The sequence below is a fragment of the Streptomyces sp. NBC_01320 genome, from assembly GCF_035974375.1.
In the GTDB taxonomy this organism is placed as follows: domain Bacteria; phylum Actinomycetota; class Actinomycetes; order Streptomycetales; family Streptomycetaceae; genus Streptomyces; species Streptomyces yanii.
On record NZ_CP108390.1, the window covers coordinates 7,095,698 to 7,111,972 of the forward strand.

A 16,275-nucleotide genomic window follows, 5' to 3' on the forward strand; every position below is an offset into this window, starting at 1 on the left:
AGCTGGGAGGAGAGAGGGCGATCAGGTCCCCTTGACGGACTGCGCCCCGGCGAGGCCGCGCTCGGTGGGCGTCGCCTGCCGGTCCGCCCGAACGGTCCCGGAACCCGCCGCAGTGGGGACGGCCGGCGAACCCGGTTCCGTGGCGGGCGCGGGTACGACGACGGGCATCGGCCGCTGCTCCGCCGGCGGGACCGCGGTCACCTGCACGTCCGTGTCGCCCAGGAAGACCCGGCGCACCACCCGCTCCGCCGCGTGCCCGTCGTCGTACGGACAGAATCGCGCCCGGAACGCCGCTCGCAGCTGCGCGGAGCGGGAGCCGCGCCAGTGGCCGGTGGCGAAGATGTCGAGCAGCTCGTCCTCGCTGTGCGCGATCGCGCCCGGCGGGCAGGAGTGCAGGTCGAAATAGGTGCCGCGGGCCGCCTCGTACGCCTCCCGGTCACTGCTGTGGATGACGATGGGCCGGTCCAGATTGGCGTAGTCGAACATCAGCGACGAGTAGTCCGTGACCAGTGCGTCGGAGGCGAGCGCGACCGCCTCGACCGACGGATGACCGCTGACGTCGATGATTCGCGGGTGCGGCCCGCGGACCAGCGGAGCCTCGTACGAGTAGTGCGCGCGGGTCAGGATCACAAAGTCCGGACCGAGCTCCCGGACCACCCGCTCCAGGTCGAGGCCGAGGTGCTGGGTGCGCCGGTAGTCGCGGTGGGTGGGGGCGTACAGCAGGGCGGTGGCGCCCTCGGGGACGCCGATCGACTCGCGCAGCCGCGCCACATCGGCGGCGGTGGCCCGCTGGAAGAGGTCGTTGCGCGGATAGCCGTACTCGAGCGTTGTGCAGCCGGCGGATCCCGACGGATACGCCTTCTCCCATACGAGGGTGGAGTACCGGTTCGCGGAGAGGGAGAAGTCCCACTTGTCGACGTTGGCGAGCAGCCGCTCGAAGTCCATGGAGCGGGCCGCCGCGGGACGGTCCTGAAGATCCAGGCCCATCGTCTTCAGCGGGGTGCCGTGATGGGTCTGGAGCAGCACCTGGCCGGGCCGCTTCACCAGCCGCCGGTCGAAATTGACGTTGTTCACCAGGTACTTCGAGCGCGCGAGAGCCTGCCAGTAGCGGTACGTCCCCGGGGCGAGCGGACGGGTCCCGGTGGGGACGGTGTGCGCGTCCTCGGGGCGGCAGATCCAGGACGTGCGCAGCCCGGGCACCAGTTCGCGGGCCTTCGCCTCGATCGCCGCCGGGTTGCAGGCGTAGCCGCGGTGCCAGTACGCGGCGAACACCGCCCGGTCCGCGCGGACCGGCAGCCGCAGCTGGATGCGGTAATAGGCCTGGAGCGAGGCGGCCCGCGCCACCCGGCGCACGGCCCCGGTGAGCCGGCGCAGCCGCCCACGCAGCAGCTTCGCGGACCACAGGGCGCGGTATGTGCGATGGGCGCCGACCCGGATCAGTCCGTGGCGCAGCCGGGCGCGCCGCGGGGCGGGGGCACCGGGGGCGCGGTAGCGGGCGCAGTGGGCGCGGGCGCGGCGGAAGAATTCGGTGCGGCTGCCGTGCGGCAGCCTGCCGCGGGTGGTGAACAGCGTCGAGAAATGGTCGAGCATCCTGCGGAAGATCACCGGCCGCCACGCGGCGAGTGCGGGGCGGGCGTCGATGAACGTGAAGACCCGGTCGTACTGGTCGAAGATGTCGAAGTGCTTGCGGCTGGTGGTGGAGAGGATGTTGCCCTGACGCCGTTGCCGGTAGCCGACGCACACCTGGTCGAGGACCGCGATCGAACCGGCGGCCATCAGCACCGGGTAGGTCCAGGGGGTGTCCTCGTAGTAGCCGGGCGGGAAAGTGAACCCCTCGGCCTCGACGAACGCGCGGCGGTACGCCTTGTTCCAGACGACCATCAGGACCTTCAGCAGTCCGGGCCGGTCGGCGAGCGTGAACGTGGCAGGGCCGGTCTCGGTGAGATGCTCGGCGAACGTGTTGCGTACGCTTTCGCCGGTCCAGTACGTCCGGGCGTAGTCGTAGACCAGGAGGTCCGGTTCACCGGTCTCCGCGATCCGGTCGGCGATGGCCCGCAGGGCGCCGGGGGCGAGGGTGTCGTCGCTGTCCAGGAAGATCAGATAATCGCCGGTGGCCTCCGCGACCCCGGCGTTGCGGGCGAGGCCAAGACCCACGTTCTCCGGCAGGTGCAGGGGCCGTACCCGGCTGTCGCGTGCGGCGAACCCGTCGATGATCGCGCCGCAGGAATCGGGGGAGCAGTCGTCGACCGCAATGATCTCGAAGTCCTCGAAGGACTGGGTCAGCACCGAGTCCAGGCTCTCGTCCAGATACGCCTGAACCTGGTACGCGGGCACGATGACACTGAACCGGGGCACAACACATCCATGGGTCGTTCGCTGGTGCGGGCGGGTGGTCCGCAAACGGCCGATGGGGTGCGAGGGTTACGCCGAACGTGGCATTCGCGCGAAGTGCCAGGTGGGGCGGGTCCCGTTATGGGTAACGGGACCCGCCCCACGTTGACGTCCATCTGATGATTCCGGTCGGTTCGGTGTGCGCTTACTTCACCGCGCCCGCCATCACGCCGGAGACGAACTGGCGCTGGAAGGCGAAGAACACCGCGAGCGGAATCACCATCGAGACGAAGGCGCCGGGCGCCAGCACATCGATGTTGTTGCCGAACTGCCGCACCTGCTGCTGCAGCGCCACGGTGATCGGCGGGGAGTCGGAGTTCGCGAAAATCAGGGCGACCAGCATGTCGTTCCACACCCAGAGGAACTGGAAGATCCCCAGCGAGGCGATCGCCGGACCGCCCAGTGGCATCACGACCCGGGTGAAGAGCCGGATCTCGCCGGCCCCGTCGAGCCGTGCCGCCTCCAGGAGTTCACGTGGGATCTCCGCGAAGAAATTCCGCAGCAGGAAGATCGCGAACGGGAGCCCGAAGGCGGTGTGGAAGAGAATCACGCCGAAGGTCGTCTCGAAGATCCCGATTTCACCGAAGAGCTTGGAGACCGGGACGAGGGCGACCTGCACGGGGACCACCAGCAAACTGACGACCAGCAGGAACCACCAGTCGCGGCCGGGGAAGTCCATCCAGGCGAAGGCGTACCCGGCCAGTGAACCGATCACCACGACCAGGACGGTCGCGGGCACGGTGATCATGACCGTACTCAGCAGGGAGTGGGTGATGGTCGAATTGTCCAGCAGTCGGCTGTAGTTGTCGAAGGTGAGCTCGGACGGGGCGGTGAAGACCTTCCACCAGCCGGTCGCCGCGATGTCGTCGGCGCCGCGCAACGAGGAGAGCAGCAGCCCGATGGTCGGCATCAGCCAGAACAGGCCCACCAGGATGAGGAAGAACCGCATCGCGCCGCCGCCGGTGCGGGCCGCGATCCGTGAGCCGAGGGACTGCGTCGCCTTCGCCGTAGGCGTGGTCATCGGCGCCCCTCCTTCCGAATCCGCCGAATGTTGAAGATCATCACCGGGATCACCAGCAGCAGCAGGAGTACGGCGATGGCGCTGCCGATCCCGAGATCCGCGTCCGTGCCGAACGAGGACCGGTACAGCTGCAGCGCCAGGACGTTCGCGTCGTCCTGGGAGGAGCCCGGCGCGATGATGAAGACCAGATCGAAGATCTTCAGCACGTTGATCATCAGAGTGACCAGCACCACCGCCAGGACGGGCGCGAGCATCGGCACGGTGATCCGGCGGAACACCTGCCACTCGTTCGCCCCGTCCACCCGGGCCGCTTCGAGGAGTTCACGCGGCAGACCCGCAAGGCCCGCCGCGATCAGCACCATGGCGAAGCCCGCCCACATCCAGACGTAACTCCCGATGATCCCGGGCGTCACCAGGGACGGGCCGAGCCAGTCGACCCCGTTGTACGGCTCCCTGAAGTTCGATGCGGGGAGCTTGAGCAGGGCGCCGTCGGCGGAGACGGGCAGGGTGAACGTACCGTCCGCGGCGGCCGTCGCCGAGCCGACCACCTTGCCGTCCTTGACCGCCTCGACCTTGAGCCCCTTGAGGCCGAGTTCCTTGGCGTCGACGACATTGGGCTTCCCGCCGCCGCCCTTGGTGAAGTCCAGCCACGCGGTGCCGGTGACCTTCCCGGACTCCGGCGGGGCCGCCTTCGCAGGCTTCGCGTCCGTCGGCATCTTCGCGGGCGCCACACCGACCAGCGGCAACCGCACGGGTACGCCGGCCCGTACCGGCGCCTTCGTGACGAACGACCCGCCGCCGCCCGCCTTCAGCGGATGGACCGGCAGCGGATGCGCCTTCGGATAGCCGGCCGACTCCGCGAACGTGTCGTGCACACCCACCCAGACGGCGTTGGCGACCCCCCGCTCCGGCGCCTGGTCGTACACCAGTCGGAAGATGATGCCTGCTGCCAGCATCGAGATCGCCATCGGCATGAAGACGATCAGCTTGAACGCCGTGCCCCAGCGGATCCGCTCGGTCAGCACCGCGAAGATCAGCCCCAGCGCGGTGGAGATCGTCGGCGCGAAGACGACCCAGATCGCGTTGTTCTTGACCGCTGTGCGGATGGTGTCGTCCGTGAACAGCGTCTTGTAGTTGTCGAGGCCGGCGAAGCCCGTACCCGACTGGTCGAAGAACGACCGGTAGACGGAGTACACGATCGGATAGACCACGAGCGCACCGAGCAGCACCAGCGCGGGCAGCAGGAAGAGCGTCGCGATGATCTTCCGGGTGCCGGTCACACTCCGGCGCGGGCTTGTGGGATCAGGGCGCCCTGAGCGCTCAAGGGGACGCTTGTCGGCGGGGGGCACCGCGTCGGCGCCCCCCGCTGTCGCTGTCGTCATCCCGTCAGCTCTTGTACGCCTTGGCCGCGTCGGACTCCAGTTTCGCCTGGGTCCCCGCGATGTCCTTCGGGTTCTTCAGGAAGTCCTGGAGCGTCTTCCACTCGCCCTTCCCGGGCGTCCCGCCGAACGACTGCGGGGCCTGGTCGGACATGTCGAACCGGACTGCGTCACCGGCCGCGATCAGCGCCTTCGCCATGGTGCGCTGCACCTCGTTCGGATACGCGGCGGGGTCCAGGGACTTGTTCGGCGAGATGAACCCGCCCTGCTCGGCCCAGATCTTCGCGGCATCGGCCGAGGCCAGCCAGGTCAGCAGGGCCTGGGCGCCCTTGCTGTCCTTCAGCGCCACTGCCGCGTCGCCGCCGGTCACGACGGGCGACTCGGCGCCGACCGCCGGGAACGGAAACACCTTGGCGTCCGTACCGATCTTCGCCTTGGTCTGCGCGATGTTGACTCCGACGAAGTCGCCCTCGAAGACCATGGCGGCCTTCGGCTGGTCACCGCCGGTGAAGGTCTGCGTGACCGAGGCCGGGAACTCCGTCTGCAGGGCACCGTCGGCGCCGCCCGCGATCAGGGACGGCTTGCCGAAGAGTTCGGCGAGCGTCGTCAGCGCGTCCTTGACGGACGGGTCGGTCCACTTGATCTTGTGCTGCGCCAGCTGGTCGTACTTCTCCGGGCCCGCCTGGGAGAGATAGACGTTCTCGAACCAGTCGGTGAGCGTCCAGCCGTCCGCGCCGCCGACCGAGACCGGGGTGACACCCGAGGCGGAGACCGTCTCGGCCGTCGCCATGAAGTCCTTCCAGGTCTTCGGTTCACTCGCCCCCGCGTTCTCGAACGCCTTGGCGTTGTACCAGATCAGGGACTTGTTGGCGGCCTTGAAGTAGACGCCGTACTGGGTGCCGTCCACCGCGCCGAGGTCCTGCCAGACCTTCGCGTAGTTCTTCGCCAGCTGCGCCTTCGCGTCGGCGCCGACCGGCTTGGCCCACTTCTTTTCCACAGCCTGCTTGATCGCACCCACCTGCGGGATCATCGCGACGTCCGGCGGCTGGCCGCCCGCGATCTTCGTACCGAGGAAGTTGACGATAGGGTCCTGCGCCGGGACGAAGGTGACCGTGGCGCCCGTGCGCTTCTCGAACTCCTTGAGGACCTTGAGGAAGTTGGCCTGCTCGGGCCCGGTCCAGACGGCCGCGACCGAGATCTTCTCGCCGTCCAGCTTGGGCAGTGCGACGGCCGAGGAGCTCGGCTCGTCACTGCCGGACCCTCCGCTCGTCTTTCCCTTTCCGCTGCCGCCGTCGTCGCCGCAGCCGGTGAGGGCCAGTGCGCCGACGGCGGTGAACACCATCGCGGCCCTGCGAATCCGAAGCGTTGTGCGCATCGCTGCCCCGTCTCTCCTGTGCGCGTGAACGGACGGGCGGGACCGCCGGTGGGTCGGCGGTGCCGCTCGTCCATCAGGTCGTCCTGTGCGCACAGTCCTACGCCCGGTGCACGGACGCCGCAATACCGCTTTCAGCCCCAACTGATCGATTGTGATGGGCTCGTGACGTGAAGTCAGTCTCCTTCTGGTCGCCGGACGGGCTTGCGGATGAAGCCCGTCGAGGGGCACCTCCCATGCCCTTGAGGCCATGGGGGAGGTCGAGGACGCACCGGCGACCGGGGTGAGGACCCCTCAGGAGTGGTAGGGCGTGAGCGGAGCTATTTGCTCGGCGTTCACCGAACGGGCGGCCCGCTCCAGCGCGCTGGCCAGCAGCGCGAGGTCCGTCGGTCCGTTGCCCAGTTCCCGGACCGGGCGCCGGGTCGGCGGATCGCCCATCCGCTCCCACTCCAGTGGGACGACGGTGGGCCGCAGGGTCGCGGTGCGCGGAATGCGGCCCGTGACCCGACCACCCTGGAACGGCGTCACCCGCCCGTCCGGATGCCCCAGCCGGCCGCGGCCGGGTGCCGGATCCTCCGGCGAGGGTGTGACGACGGGTGCGTCGAGCACCGCGCGCAGCCGCGCCCCACGGGCAAGCTCCGTGTCCTCCGTGCGGTCGGCTCGGGCGGACGTCGCGACCAGATGCACGCCCAGCCGGCCGCCGTCCCTGGCGACGGACTCCAGCGCCCGTACGACCGAACCGGCGGCGGGCCGTCCCGGGCTGCCGAGTGCGGGGGCGACCAGGGCGTCGAAGTCGTCGACGAGGACGACGAGCCGGGGCAGCGGCGACGGACCGGGATCCGCGGACCGCGCGGCGGCGGGCCGCAGCCGGAGCGTGCCGCTCATCGCCGGGTCCAGTTCACCGCGCTGCTCGGCGGTGCTGGGGGCGCGTCGGCCGGCCGTCTGCTGCGCCACGTCGTGCCGGGCATGCCAGTCGTTGAAGTCGAGCCGCCCGAGCAGCTCGGCCCGCCGCTTCAGCTCGCCGCCCAGGGCCTGGGCGAACTCGCGCATTCTGACCGGATCGGAGGCGACCAAATGGGTGAACGCATGCGGGAGTTCCGCGCAGGGGTGCAGGCTTTCGCCGCGCTCACCACCGGCTCCGTCGACCAGCAGGATGCCGAGCCGGTCGGGCCGCGCGGCAGCGGCCAGCGAGGCGGCGACTGCTCGCAGCAACTCCGTACGTCCACTGCCGGCGGGGCCCTCGATGAGGAGGTGGGGTCCTTCATCGGCCAGATCGACACTGACTGCGCCCCTGGGCCCGGCCCCGAGAACGACGACGGGCCGCCCGGCGGAGGCGGGGGTGGGGGCGGGTGGGGGCGAGGTTGCGGTGGCGGCCGCGGCGGTGGCGGCCATGGGCGTGCCGGTGGCCGTTGAATGCTCCGCCCCGGGAACGGCGCGGGAGCCGGCGAAGTCGCCGTACGCGCCGCCGTAACGCTGCGCACCGACGCGGGGTGCGGGCGCGGCGGGGTGGGGGGTGCGGCCCGAGCCGGACTGGTCGGTGTCCGGGTACGGGATGCGGCCGGAACCCAGGCTGTCCGTGCCCGGGTAGGGGGTGCGGCCTGAGCCGGCCGCTGTGCGGCCCTCGTCGCGGCCGAAGGCATGTCGTGACGTGCCTGCGTGTGTGTCGTTCGCCGTCCCGGGGTACGGGGTGCGGCCCGATGTGCCGGACGTGCCGGACGTCTCACCGTTCGGGTACGGCGTGCGGCCGGACCAGGCGGATTCACTCCCCGGGTACGGCGTACGGCCCGAGCCCGACGACTCGCTGCCGGGATTTGCGGTGCGCCCCGACCCCGGTCCGTAGTCCTCATCGGACCCCTGGGCGCCGGCACCCGCCGGGCCCGCGACCGGCACGGTGAGGTGTGCCCCCACGCGAGGGCCCGTGCTGCCCGGGTATGTCGTACGGCCCGAACCGCGGGCCTCCACGGCTGCCGCCTCCGGGTCGACGGCACCGGCGGAAACAGTCACGCCGCCACCGCCGCTCCAGCTCTCCGCCCCACGCACCGTTGCCCCCGGCTGGGTCTCGGAGGTCGAGGCCCAGCGGGCCATCAGGGAAGCCGGGGTGGCTCTGGCCAGGCCCAGTTCGTCCAGCAGCCGGGCGGACCGGGGGAGGGCTGCTGCCGGCGGGCGGCCGGGCGCCGTCGCCCGACCCTCCGTACGCAGGGGTGCCAGCGCGCGCCCGAACCGCTCCGCCCACGCCAACGACACCGCGTCCACCGCGGCCACGGTGCCGTGGCCCGCAGCCTGTCCGCCCGCTGTGCGCAGCAGCCGCAGCGCCGTCGCCACGTCGCCGCTCAGCATCGCCACCGCTCCGCACTCGCGGAACGCGATCGACGCATGGCAGGCCGCCTCGTAAGTCGCCGCGACGGGCGAGCTGGGCGACGCGGCCGGCGTCTCGGCCAGACAGATCAGATGGATCCCGGCTGCCGCACCCGCGGCGGCCAGCCGGGCCGTGGTCTCGCGCAGCACCGCGGATCCGGGGTCACCGTCGACGATCACCACGGTGTACGGCCCCTCGTACCGCTGGGCGGTCTCGGCGACCGTGCTCCGGTCGACGCTGGCCCAGCCGGTGCCGAGCGGCCCGTCGTCCAGCCGGCGCATCAGCTCCGTCGTGCGCGCCGTCGCCTGCTCACGGTCGTACGCGAGCAGGAGCCGGCAGTCCTGCCCGTGCATCGGCCGCAGATGGGGCAGCCAGCCGAGCCATGCCCACTCGCGCCTGCGCTCGTCGGCGCTGCGGGCACGGTCCGTGCTGATGAGCACGATCTCCAGGTCGGCCGGGGAGTGCAGCGCGGCGAGCTGCGCCACCGTCGAGCGGGCGAGCCCGGCCAGCCGCTCCCGCGGACCGGCGAGCCCCAGCGAACCGGCCTCCCGAAGTCCCACGGTCACCGGCACTGCGGGCAGCTCCGCCCGGTCCGTGGTGCCGAGCCGGACCACGAGCGCCTCGGGGTGTTCGGCGTCGCGCTCCCACAGCCGGGGTCCGGGCCCGAGCGCGGTCAGCAGCACGGCCGCCGGGTCGGGCCATGTCCCCGCCGAGGACGAGCGCGGCCGCGGTACGGACGCGAGCGGGCCCGGCAGGCCCACCGCCCCCGCCTCGTCGGGCGCCGCCTCGTGTACCGGCTCGCCCTTGTTCCCCGCCAGCCTGCGCGCCCAGGCCCCTATCCCGCCGCGCCGGGGTGTCTCGTCGTCCGGGAATCGACCGGACGCCCGCCGGGCTGTGCCCCGTGCGCCCCCGTCGTCCGACCCGGCCGGCGCGCCGCCCTCGTAGGCCACGGGTGCGGCGCCCACGCGTACAGCGTGGGCGTGACCGGTGGCGTATCCGTCCGGTTCCGCCGCGAGGTTGCCCGCCGCCCGTGCGACCCGAAGATGCCCCTCGCCGTCCGGCGCAGTTGCCAGCGACGGCGTGGGCGAGCCCGACGTCAGCCGGAGCGTCGATTCGCCGAGCCGCAGCAGCGCGCCCGGCCTCAGCCGGACCGGGCGGTCGCGGACCTCCGTACCGTCCAGCGAGGTGCCGTTCGTGGAGCCCAGGTCGGCGACCGAGACCGCGCCGTCGTCGGAGACCGTCACCGCGCAGTGCAGCCGGGACACATCGGGGTCGTCGAGCGGGACGTCCGCGTCGGCGGACCGGCCGATCAGTATCTGTCCGCCGTGCAGCAGATGGACGCCGCCCGCATCGGGCCCCGCGACCACGTGCAACTGCGCCGGAACGGCGTCGGCCGCCGTCTCGTCCTCCCCGGGGACCTGGAGCGAGAGCACCGCGCCGTCGACCAGCGGCGGCTCGCCGAGCGCGCACCGCTGCGCGTCGAGCCGGTCGCGGCCGGCGAACAGCACCACCGCTCCGCTGCCGAGCGAGCCGTCGGGCCCGGAGACGGCGGCGGCCAGGTTGGAGGCCACGGTGGCGAGTGCCGTCCCCGCGGGGGCGGTGACGAGCACGTCGCAGGCGCGCGCCGGGGTCTGGCCGCTGCGCGGCGCGAGGACGGTCAGCCGGATCTGCATCGCCGTCAGCGGTCCCTTCTGCGCGGGGTGCCCGGCAGGGGAAACGCCCTGTGATTCCCCCACCCGGCACCGACGCGTCGTCCGGTACAGGTCGTCACGTACCGCGAGGCTCCGACCCCACAGTTCCGTGCTGGAGGCATCCTCGCACCTGCCGCTGACAACACGCCCGGGGGCCACCTCTAAGTGATCTTGAAAGGTCGGCTGTGGGCCCAAAAGTGCCTGCTTGCGGCGGTACCCGGAGCCGCGCACGGAAGCGGGGCAACCGTCGGAATCCGGCCAGGCGAACGTTTGTGCGGCAACCATCTGTTCGGTGTGGGCGTCTTCTTTCGGACATGATGGCTCACACCTCGTCCACGACCGGAAGGTGACCGACCGGTGACCCGTTCGAAGCCCCTGGAGCGGCATTAGAGTGGGCCGGAAACCCCCGGGGCGGGCCCCGGGGGGCCGTAAGCACCACGATCAGCAGGGAGCGCATGACGTGCGGCCGGTAGGCAGCAAGTACCTGCTCGAAGAGCCGCTGGGACGCGGCGCGACGGGCACCGTCTGGCGCGCCCGCCAGCGGGAGACCGCAGGCTCCGAGGCGGCCGTCGCCGGCCAGCCCGGCGAGACCGTGGCAATCAAGGTCCTCAAGGAGGAGCTCGCCAACGACGCGGACGTGGTGATGCGGTTCCTGCGCGAGCGATCCGTGCTGCTGCGGCTCACCCACGAGAACATCGTGCGCACCCGCGACCTGGTCGTCGAGGGCGATCTCCTCGCCCTCGTGATGGATCTGGTCGACGGTCCCGACCTGCACCGCTACCTCCGTGAGAACGGCCCGCTCACCCCGGTAGCCGCCTCGCTCCTCACCGCCCAGATCGCGGACGCGCTCGCCGCCAGCCACGCCGACGGTGTCGTCCACCGCGACCTGAAGCCGGCGAACGTCCTGCTGTCCGAGCGCGACGGCCAGATGCATCCGATGCTGACCGATTTCGGCATCGCGCGGCTCGCCGATTCCCCGGGCCTGACCCGGACCCATGAGTTCGTCGGCACGCCCGCCTACGTGGCGCCGGAGTCCGCCGAGGGACGTCCGCAGACCTCCGCCGTCGACATCTACGGCGCGGGCATCCTGCTGTACGAGCTGGTCACCGGGCGCCCGCCGTTCTCCGGCGGCACGGCCCTCGAGGTCCTGCACCGGCACCTCAGTGAGGAGCCCCGCCGCCCCACCACCGTCCCGGCGCCGCTCTGGACGGTCATAGAGCGCTGCCTGAGCAAGGACCCGGACGGACGGCCCAGCGCGGAGAACCTGGCCCACGGCCTGCGTACCGTCGCGGCCGGCATCGGTGTGCACGCCACCTCGGCGCAGATCGCGGCCGCCGACGGCGTGGGCGCCCTGCTCGCGCCCGACCCGGCGCCCGCAGCCGTGCCGGAGACCCCCAGCGCGGCCGACCCGACGCAGGTGCTGCCGAACAATGCGGGTGCGTACGACCCGAACGCGGCGACCAGCGTCATGCAGCACTCACCCGGCCAGGGGTACGGACCGGGGCAGGGCCAGGGCGGGCACGCCGACCCGACCGCGGTCATGCCGCCCGTACCGCAGCGCCCCGACGGTCCGCCGCAGCCCGACGGCCCGCACCCGTGGCAGTCCCAGCTGCAGGCGGCCCGCGACCGCAACGAACAGACGCAGGTCCAGTACCTCGACCCGAGCCAGGATCCGCTCCGCCGTCGGCCGCAGCGCCAGCAGCCGCAACAGGCTCCGCAGCACCAGCAGCAGTACCCGCCGCAGCCGCAGCGTCAGCAGTACCCGCAACAGCAACCCCAGCAGTACCCCCAGCGCCGCCAGCAACCGCAACACCCCCAGCCCCAGCGGCAGCAGTACGCACCTCCGCAGCAGCCGGCGCCCCAGCAGCCGGCCCCGCGCCAGCCCCGCGAGCCGAGGCAGCGCAGCGCCAACCCGATGAAGATCCCGGGACTCGGCTGCCTCAAGGGCTGCCTGTTCACGGTGGTGCTGCTCTTCGTCGCGGGCTGGCTGATCTGGGAACTGACGCCGTTGCAGGACTGGATCGGACAGGGTCAGAGCTATTGGAACGCGATCGGCGACGCGGTCTCCTCCGTCACCGACTGGCTCTCGAAACTGGGCAGCAGCAGTGGCCCCTGACAGAGCCCGCATCACCAACTTCGTAGCTATGTCGACTTCTACGGGACGATTTCGCCCGCAGAAGTGAAGGTTGGCGCCATCCAGGGCACGTAACACCCCGATCGCCGCGTAACTTTGTCGACCGGGGGTCCAACGCCAGCCGCTGAGGGAGCAGTCTTGGCACGGAATATCGGCAGCCGGTACACCGCCCACCAGATCCTGGGGCGCGGCAGCGCCGGCACGGTGTGGCTCGGCGAGGGTCCTGAGGGCCCCGTCGCCATCAAGCTGCTCCGTGAGGACCTCGCGTCCGATCAGGAGCTGGTCGGACGCTTCGTCCAGGAGCGCACCGCGCTGCTGGGGCTCGACCATCCGCACATCGTCGGCGTCCACGACCTCGTCGTGGACGGCAACGACCTGGCGCTGGTCATGAACCTGGTACGCGGTACGGATCTGCGCACCCGCCTCGACCGCGAGCGCCGCCTCGCCCCCGAGGCAGCGGTCGCGATCATCGCGGACGTCGCCGACGGCCTCGCGGCCGCGCACGCCGCCGGAGTGGTCCACCGCGACGTCAAGCCGGAGAACATCCTGCTCGACATGGAGGGCCCGTTCGGCCCCGGCGGCTCGCATCCCGCGCTGCTCACCGACTTCGGCGTGGCCAAGCTGATCGACACCCCGCGCCGCACCAAGGCCACGAAGATCATCGGTACGCCGGACTATCTGGCCCCCGAGATCGTCGAGGGCCTCCCGCCGCGCGCCGCCGTCGACATCTATGCCCTCGCGACGGTGCTGTACGAGCTCCTCGCGGGCTTCACACCCTTCGGCGGCGGCCACCCAGGCGCGGTGCTGCGCCGCCACGTCACGGAGACCGTGGTCCCGCTTCCCGGTATCCCCGAGGAGCTCTGGCAGCTCCTGGTGCAGTGCCTGGCCAAGGCCCCGGCCTCCCGGCTGCGCGCCTCCGAGCTCGCGGCGCGTCTGCGCGAGCAGCTCCCGCACCTGGCCGGCATCCCGCCCCTGGACGTCGACGAGCCGGACGCCGAACCGGAACCCCAGCCCTACGACGAGCAGCAGTACACCCCGGCCCCCGACGAACCCCGCCGTCGCGGCGCGGTCCCGCTGGTCCCCGGCGCCTCCCCGGACTCCAACCGGGACACCCACACCAGCATGCGCGTGCCGGGCCCCGACGAGCTCTCCGGCGGCCCCCGGGGCACCGCCCGGGCCCCCCGCGCCCCGGGCCAGCCCCGTCCGGGCTCGGCGCGGAACAAGTCGGCGGCCATCCGCAAGCGCCGCATCACGCTGGGGGCGGTGGCGCTGGTGCTGTGCGCGGCCCTGGGTGTGGGCGGCTGGCTGGCCTTCGGTGGCCACGACGCGGACGCGACTCCGCAGGACACGAAGAACTCGGCCCCGGCGGCTCCGTAACCGCGCCGCGACTGCACGGATCCCCGCGGAAAGGACGGCCCGGGGATGGTCCGGGCCGACAGCCGTTACGCTGGACCCGTGGCAGTCGTCGATATTTCCGAAGAGCTGAAGTCCCTCTCCTCGACCATGGGGTCGATCGAGGCCGTCCTGGACCTCGAGGCGCTGAGGGCGGACATCGCCGCGCTCGAGGAGCAGGCGGCGGCGCCGTCCCTCTGGGACGACCCGGAGGCGGCGCAGAAGATCACCAGCAAGCTTTCGCACCTCCAGGCCGAGGTCCGCAAGACCGAGGCCCTCCGCGGCCGTATCGACGATCTTGAGGTTCTCTTCGAGCTCGCCGAGGACGAGGGCGACGCCGACGCCCTCGCCGAGGCCGAGCGGGAGCTGGAGTCCGTCAAGAAGGCGCTCGACGAGATGGAGGTCCGTACCCTCCTCTCCGGCGAGTACGACTCCCGTGAGGCGCTGGTCAACATCCGTGCCGAGGCCGGTGGCGTCGACGCCGCCGACTTCGCCGAGAAGCTCCAGCGCATGTACATCCGCTGGGCCGAGCGGCACGGGTACAAGACCGAGGTCTACGAGACGTCGTACGCGGAAGAGGCCGGCATCAAGTCGACCACCTTCGCCGTCCAGATCCCGTACGCCTACGGCACGCTCTCCGTCGAGCAGGGCACCCACCGGCTCGTCCGGATCTCGCCCTTCGACAACCAGGGCCGTCGCCAGACGTCCTTCGCGGGTGTCGAGGTGCTGCCGGTCGTCGAGCAGACCGACCACATCGAGATCGACGAGTCCGAGCTCCGCGTCGACGTGTACCGCTCCTCCGGTCCCGGTGGCCAGGGCGTCAACACGACCGACTCCGCGGTGCGCCTGACCCACCTGCCGACCGGCATCGTCGTCTCCTGCCAGAACGAGCGTTCGCAGATCCAGAACAAGGCGTCCGCGATGAACGTCCTCCAGGCGAAGCTCCTTGAGCGCCGCCGTCAGGAGGAGCAGGCCAAGATGGACGCGCTCAAGGGCGACGGCGGCAACTCCTGGGGCAACCAGATGCGTTCGTACGTCCTGCACCCGTACCAGATGGTCAAGGACCTGCGTACGGAGTTCGAGATCGGCAACCCGGAAGCGGTCTTCAACGGTGAGATCGACGGCTTCCTGGAGGCGGGCATCCGCTGGCGGAAGCAGCGCGAGAAGTAACCACCGAAGCGCACGAACGGCGGTGCCGGGCTCCTCAAGGGGTTCCGGCACCGCCGTTTTCGGTAGCCGGCCCTGCCGGGCCGGCGCACGGAATTCCGTCCCGGGAAGGGGAGTTGGGGCTGCGAGTTGCGTGGGCGCCATGGTGACTGCGTCACAGTCGTGATTCTGAATGACGGTCAACCGGCAGCAAAACGGTGCACATTGCACGGAACGGGCTTGACGTAGTCCTTATCTCTGGACAGGGTGCTACTGCAGCATGCGTATGTCTGGGACGGGTGTGAACGGGGAGGGCGGCTTGGCTACGGCACGACGTGGCCCCGGCCGAGTGCGCAACCCCAGCAGAGCCGTGAGCCCGCATATGGCTGCTCCACTGACGAGAACAGCTACTGGGGGTAGCAGCAGATGACCAAGAAGACGCGAGTACGCGTCGCGCGGATAGCCGCAGGTGCGGTAATCGCCGCGGGTGCCTCGCTGACCGCTGCCGGCGCGGCGCAGGCCGTCGGCATCGGTGTCAACATTGGCGGTCTCTCCGTCAACGCGCAGGCCGACGACAGCGGCCTGGGTATCGACGCCGGACTCGGTAGCGAGAACGGCGAGAGCGACGCGGCCGGCGGCGGTGACAACGGAGGTCAGGGTGGTACGACCTCCGACGGCGGTGCCGGCGACGGTGGTGCGGCCGACAACGGTGGCGGTGCCGGCGACGGTGGTGCGGCCGACAACGGTGGCGGTGCCGGCGACGGTGGTGCGGCCGACAACGGTGGCGGTGCCGGCGACGGTGGTGCGGCCGACAACGGTGGCGGCAACGGCGACGGTGGTGCGGCCGACAACGGTGGCGGTGCCGGCGACGGTGGTGCGGCCGACAACGGTGGCGGCAACGGCGACGGTGGTGCGGCCGACAACGGTGGCGGCAACGGCGACGGTGGTGCGGCCGACAACGGTGGTGCCGCTGACAACGGTGGCGGCAACGGCAACGGCAACGGTGGTGCGGCCGACAACGGTGGCGGCAACGGCAACGGTGGTGCGGCCGACAACGGTGGTGCCGCTGACAACGGTGGCGGCAACGGCAACGGTGGCGGCAACGGCAACGGTGGCTCCGGTGGCGACGACTCCACCGGTGGCGACGTCGGCACCTGCACCGTCGACCTCGACGGCGCCCAGTGCGCGGACAACACCGACACCGACTCGGTCGGCAACCAGCCGGTCGAGCAGGGCAAGGGCAAGGACGAGCTCGCCGAGACCGGCGCGGCCGAGACCACGTTCCTGCTGGTCGGCGCCGCGACGATGATCGCCGGTGGCATCGGCTTCCGGATCCTGCCGCGTCTGGTGAACGGTCGTACGGTCGCCTAAGGCCTGCGGCCGTCTGGTACAC

9 protein-coding genes are annotated in these 16,275 nt (G+C 71.4%); 4 read left to right on the forward strand and 5 right to left on the reverse strand.

The annotated features are described in order from the left end of the window. Positions 1-21 precede the first annotated feature (21 nt). From OG395_RS32265 to OG395_RS32285, 5 genes are all read right to left on the reverse strand, one after another. Positions 22-2,355 carry a bifunctional glycosyltransferase/CDP-glycerol:glycerophosphate glycerophosphotransferase gene (locus OG395_RS32265; RefSeq protein ID WP_327246061.1) on the reverse strand — a complete coding sequence of 778 codons (2,334 nt, stop codon included), beginning with the start codon at positions 2,353-2,355 and terminating at the stop codon, positions 22-24. 181 nt (positions 2,356-2,536) lie between these two features. Continuing rightward, positions 2,537-3,412: a carbohydrate ABC transporter permease gene (locus OG395_RS32270; RefSeq protein ID WP_327246062.1), complete on the reverse strand. Its 876-nt coding sequence runs from the start codon at positions 3,410-3,412 to the stop codon at positions 2,537-2,539. Continuing rightward, positions 3,409-4,794 carry a carbohydrate ABC transporter permease gene (locus tag OG395_RS32275; protein ID WP_327246063.1) on the reverse strand — a complete coding sequence of 462 codons (1,386 nt, stop codon included), beginning with the start codon at positions 4,792-4,794 and terminating at the stop codon, positions 3,409-3,411. Before OG395_RS32275 ends, OG395_RS32270 begins: the two co-directional genes overlap by 4 nt. Before the next feature lie 4 nt (positions 4,795-4,798). Next, the gene (locus tag OG395_RS32280; RefSeq protein WP_327246064.1) at positions 4,799-6,166 is read right to left on the reverse strand and encodes an ABC transporter substrate-binding protein; all 1,368 of its coding nucleotides are present in this window, start codon (positions 6,164-6,166) and stop codon (positions 4,799-4,801) included. A gap of 291 nt (positions 6,167-6,457) precedes the next feature. Then, complete coding sequence (locus OG395_RS32285; RefSeq protein ID WP_327246065.1) at positions 6,458-10,192, reverse strand: FHA domain-containing protein; 3,735 nt, start codon at positions 10,190-10,192, stop codon at positions 6,458-6,460. Between the two features lie 478 nt (positions 10,193-10,670). Here OG395_RS32285 and OG395_RS32290 point away from each other — a divergent pair, with 478 nt between their 5' ends. The 4 genes from OG395_RS32290 (at position 10,671) to OG395_RS32305 (ending at position 16,253) form a co-directional block, all read left to right on the forward strand. Then, on the forward strand, positions 10,671-12,326 hold the full coding sequence (locus OG395_RS32290) for a serine/threonine-protein kinase (RefSeq protein WP_327246066.1): 1,656 nt from the start codon (positions 10,671-10,673) through the stop codon (positions 12,324-12,326). A 156-nt stretch (positions 12,327-12,482) separates the two neighbouring features. Next, on the forward strand, positions 12,483-13,721 hold the full coding sequence (locus tag OG395_RS32295) for a serine/threonine-protein kinase (protein ID WP_327246067.1): 1,239 nt from the start codon (positions 12,483-12,485) through the stop codon (positions 13,719-13,721). Between the two features lie 78 nt (positions 13,722-13,799). Next, positions 13,800-14,906 (forward strand): peptide chain release factor 2, encoded by a 1,107-nt coding sequence (prfB, locus tag OG395_RS32300; RefSeq protein ID WP_266985053.1) that lies wholly within the window; start codon positions 13,800-13,802, stop codon positions 14,904-14,906. Between the two features lie 402 nt (positions 14,907-15,308). Next, positions 15,309-16,253 (forward strand): hypothetical protein, encoded by a 945-nt coding sequence (locus tag OG395_RS32305; protein ID WP_327246068.1) that lies wholly within the window; start codon positions 15,309-15,311, stop codon positions 16,251-16,253. Positions 16,254-16,275: the final 22 nt, after the last annotated feature.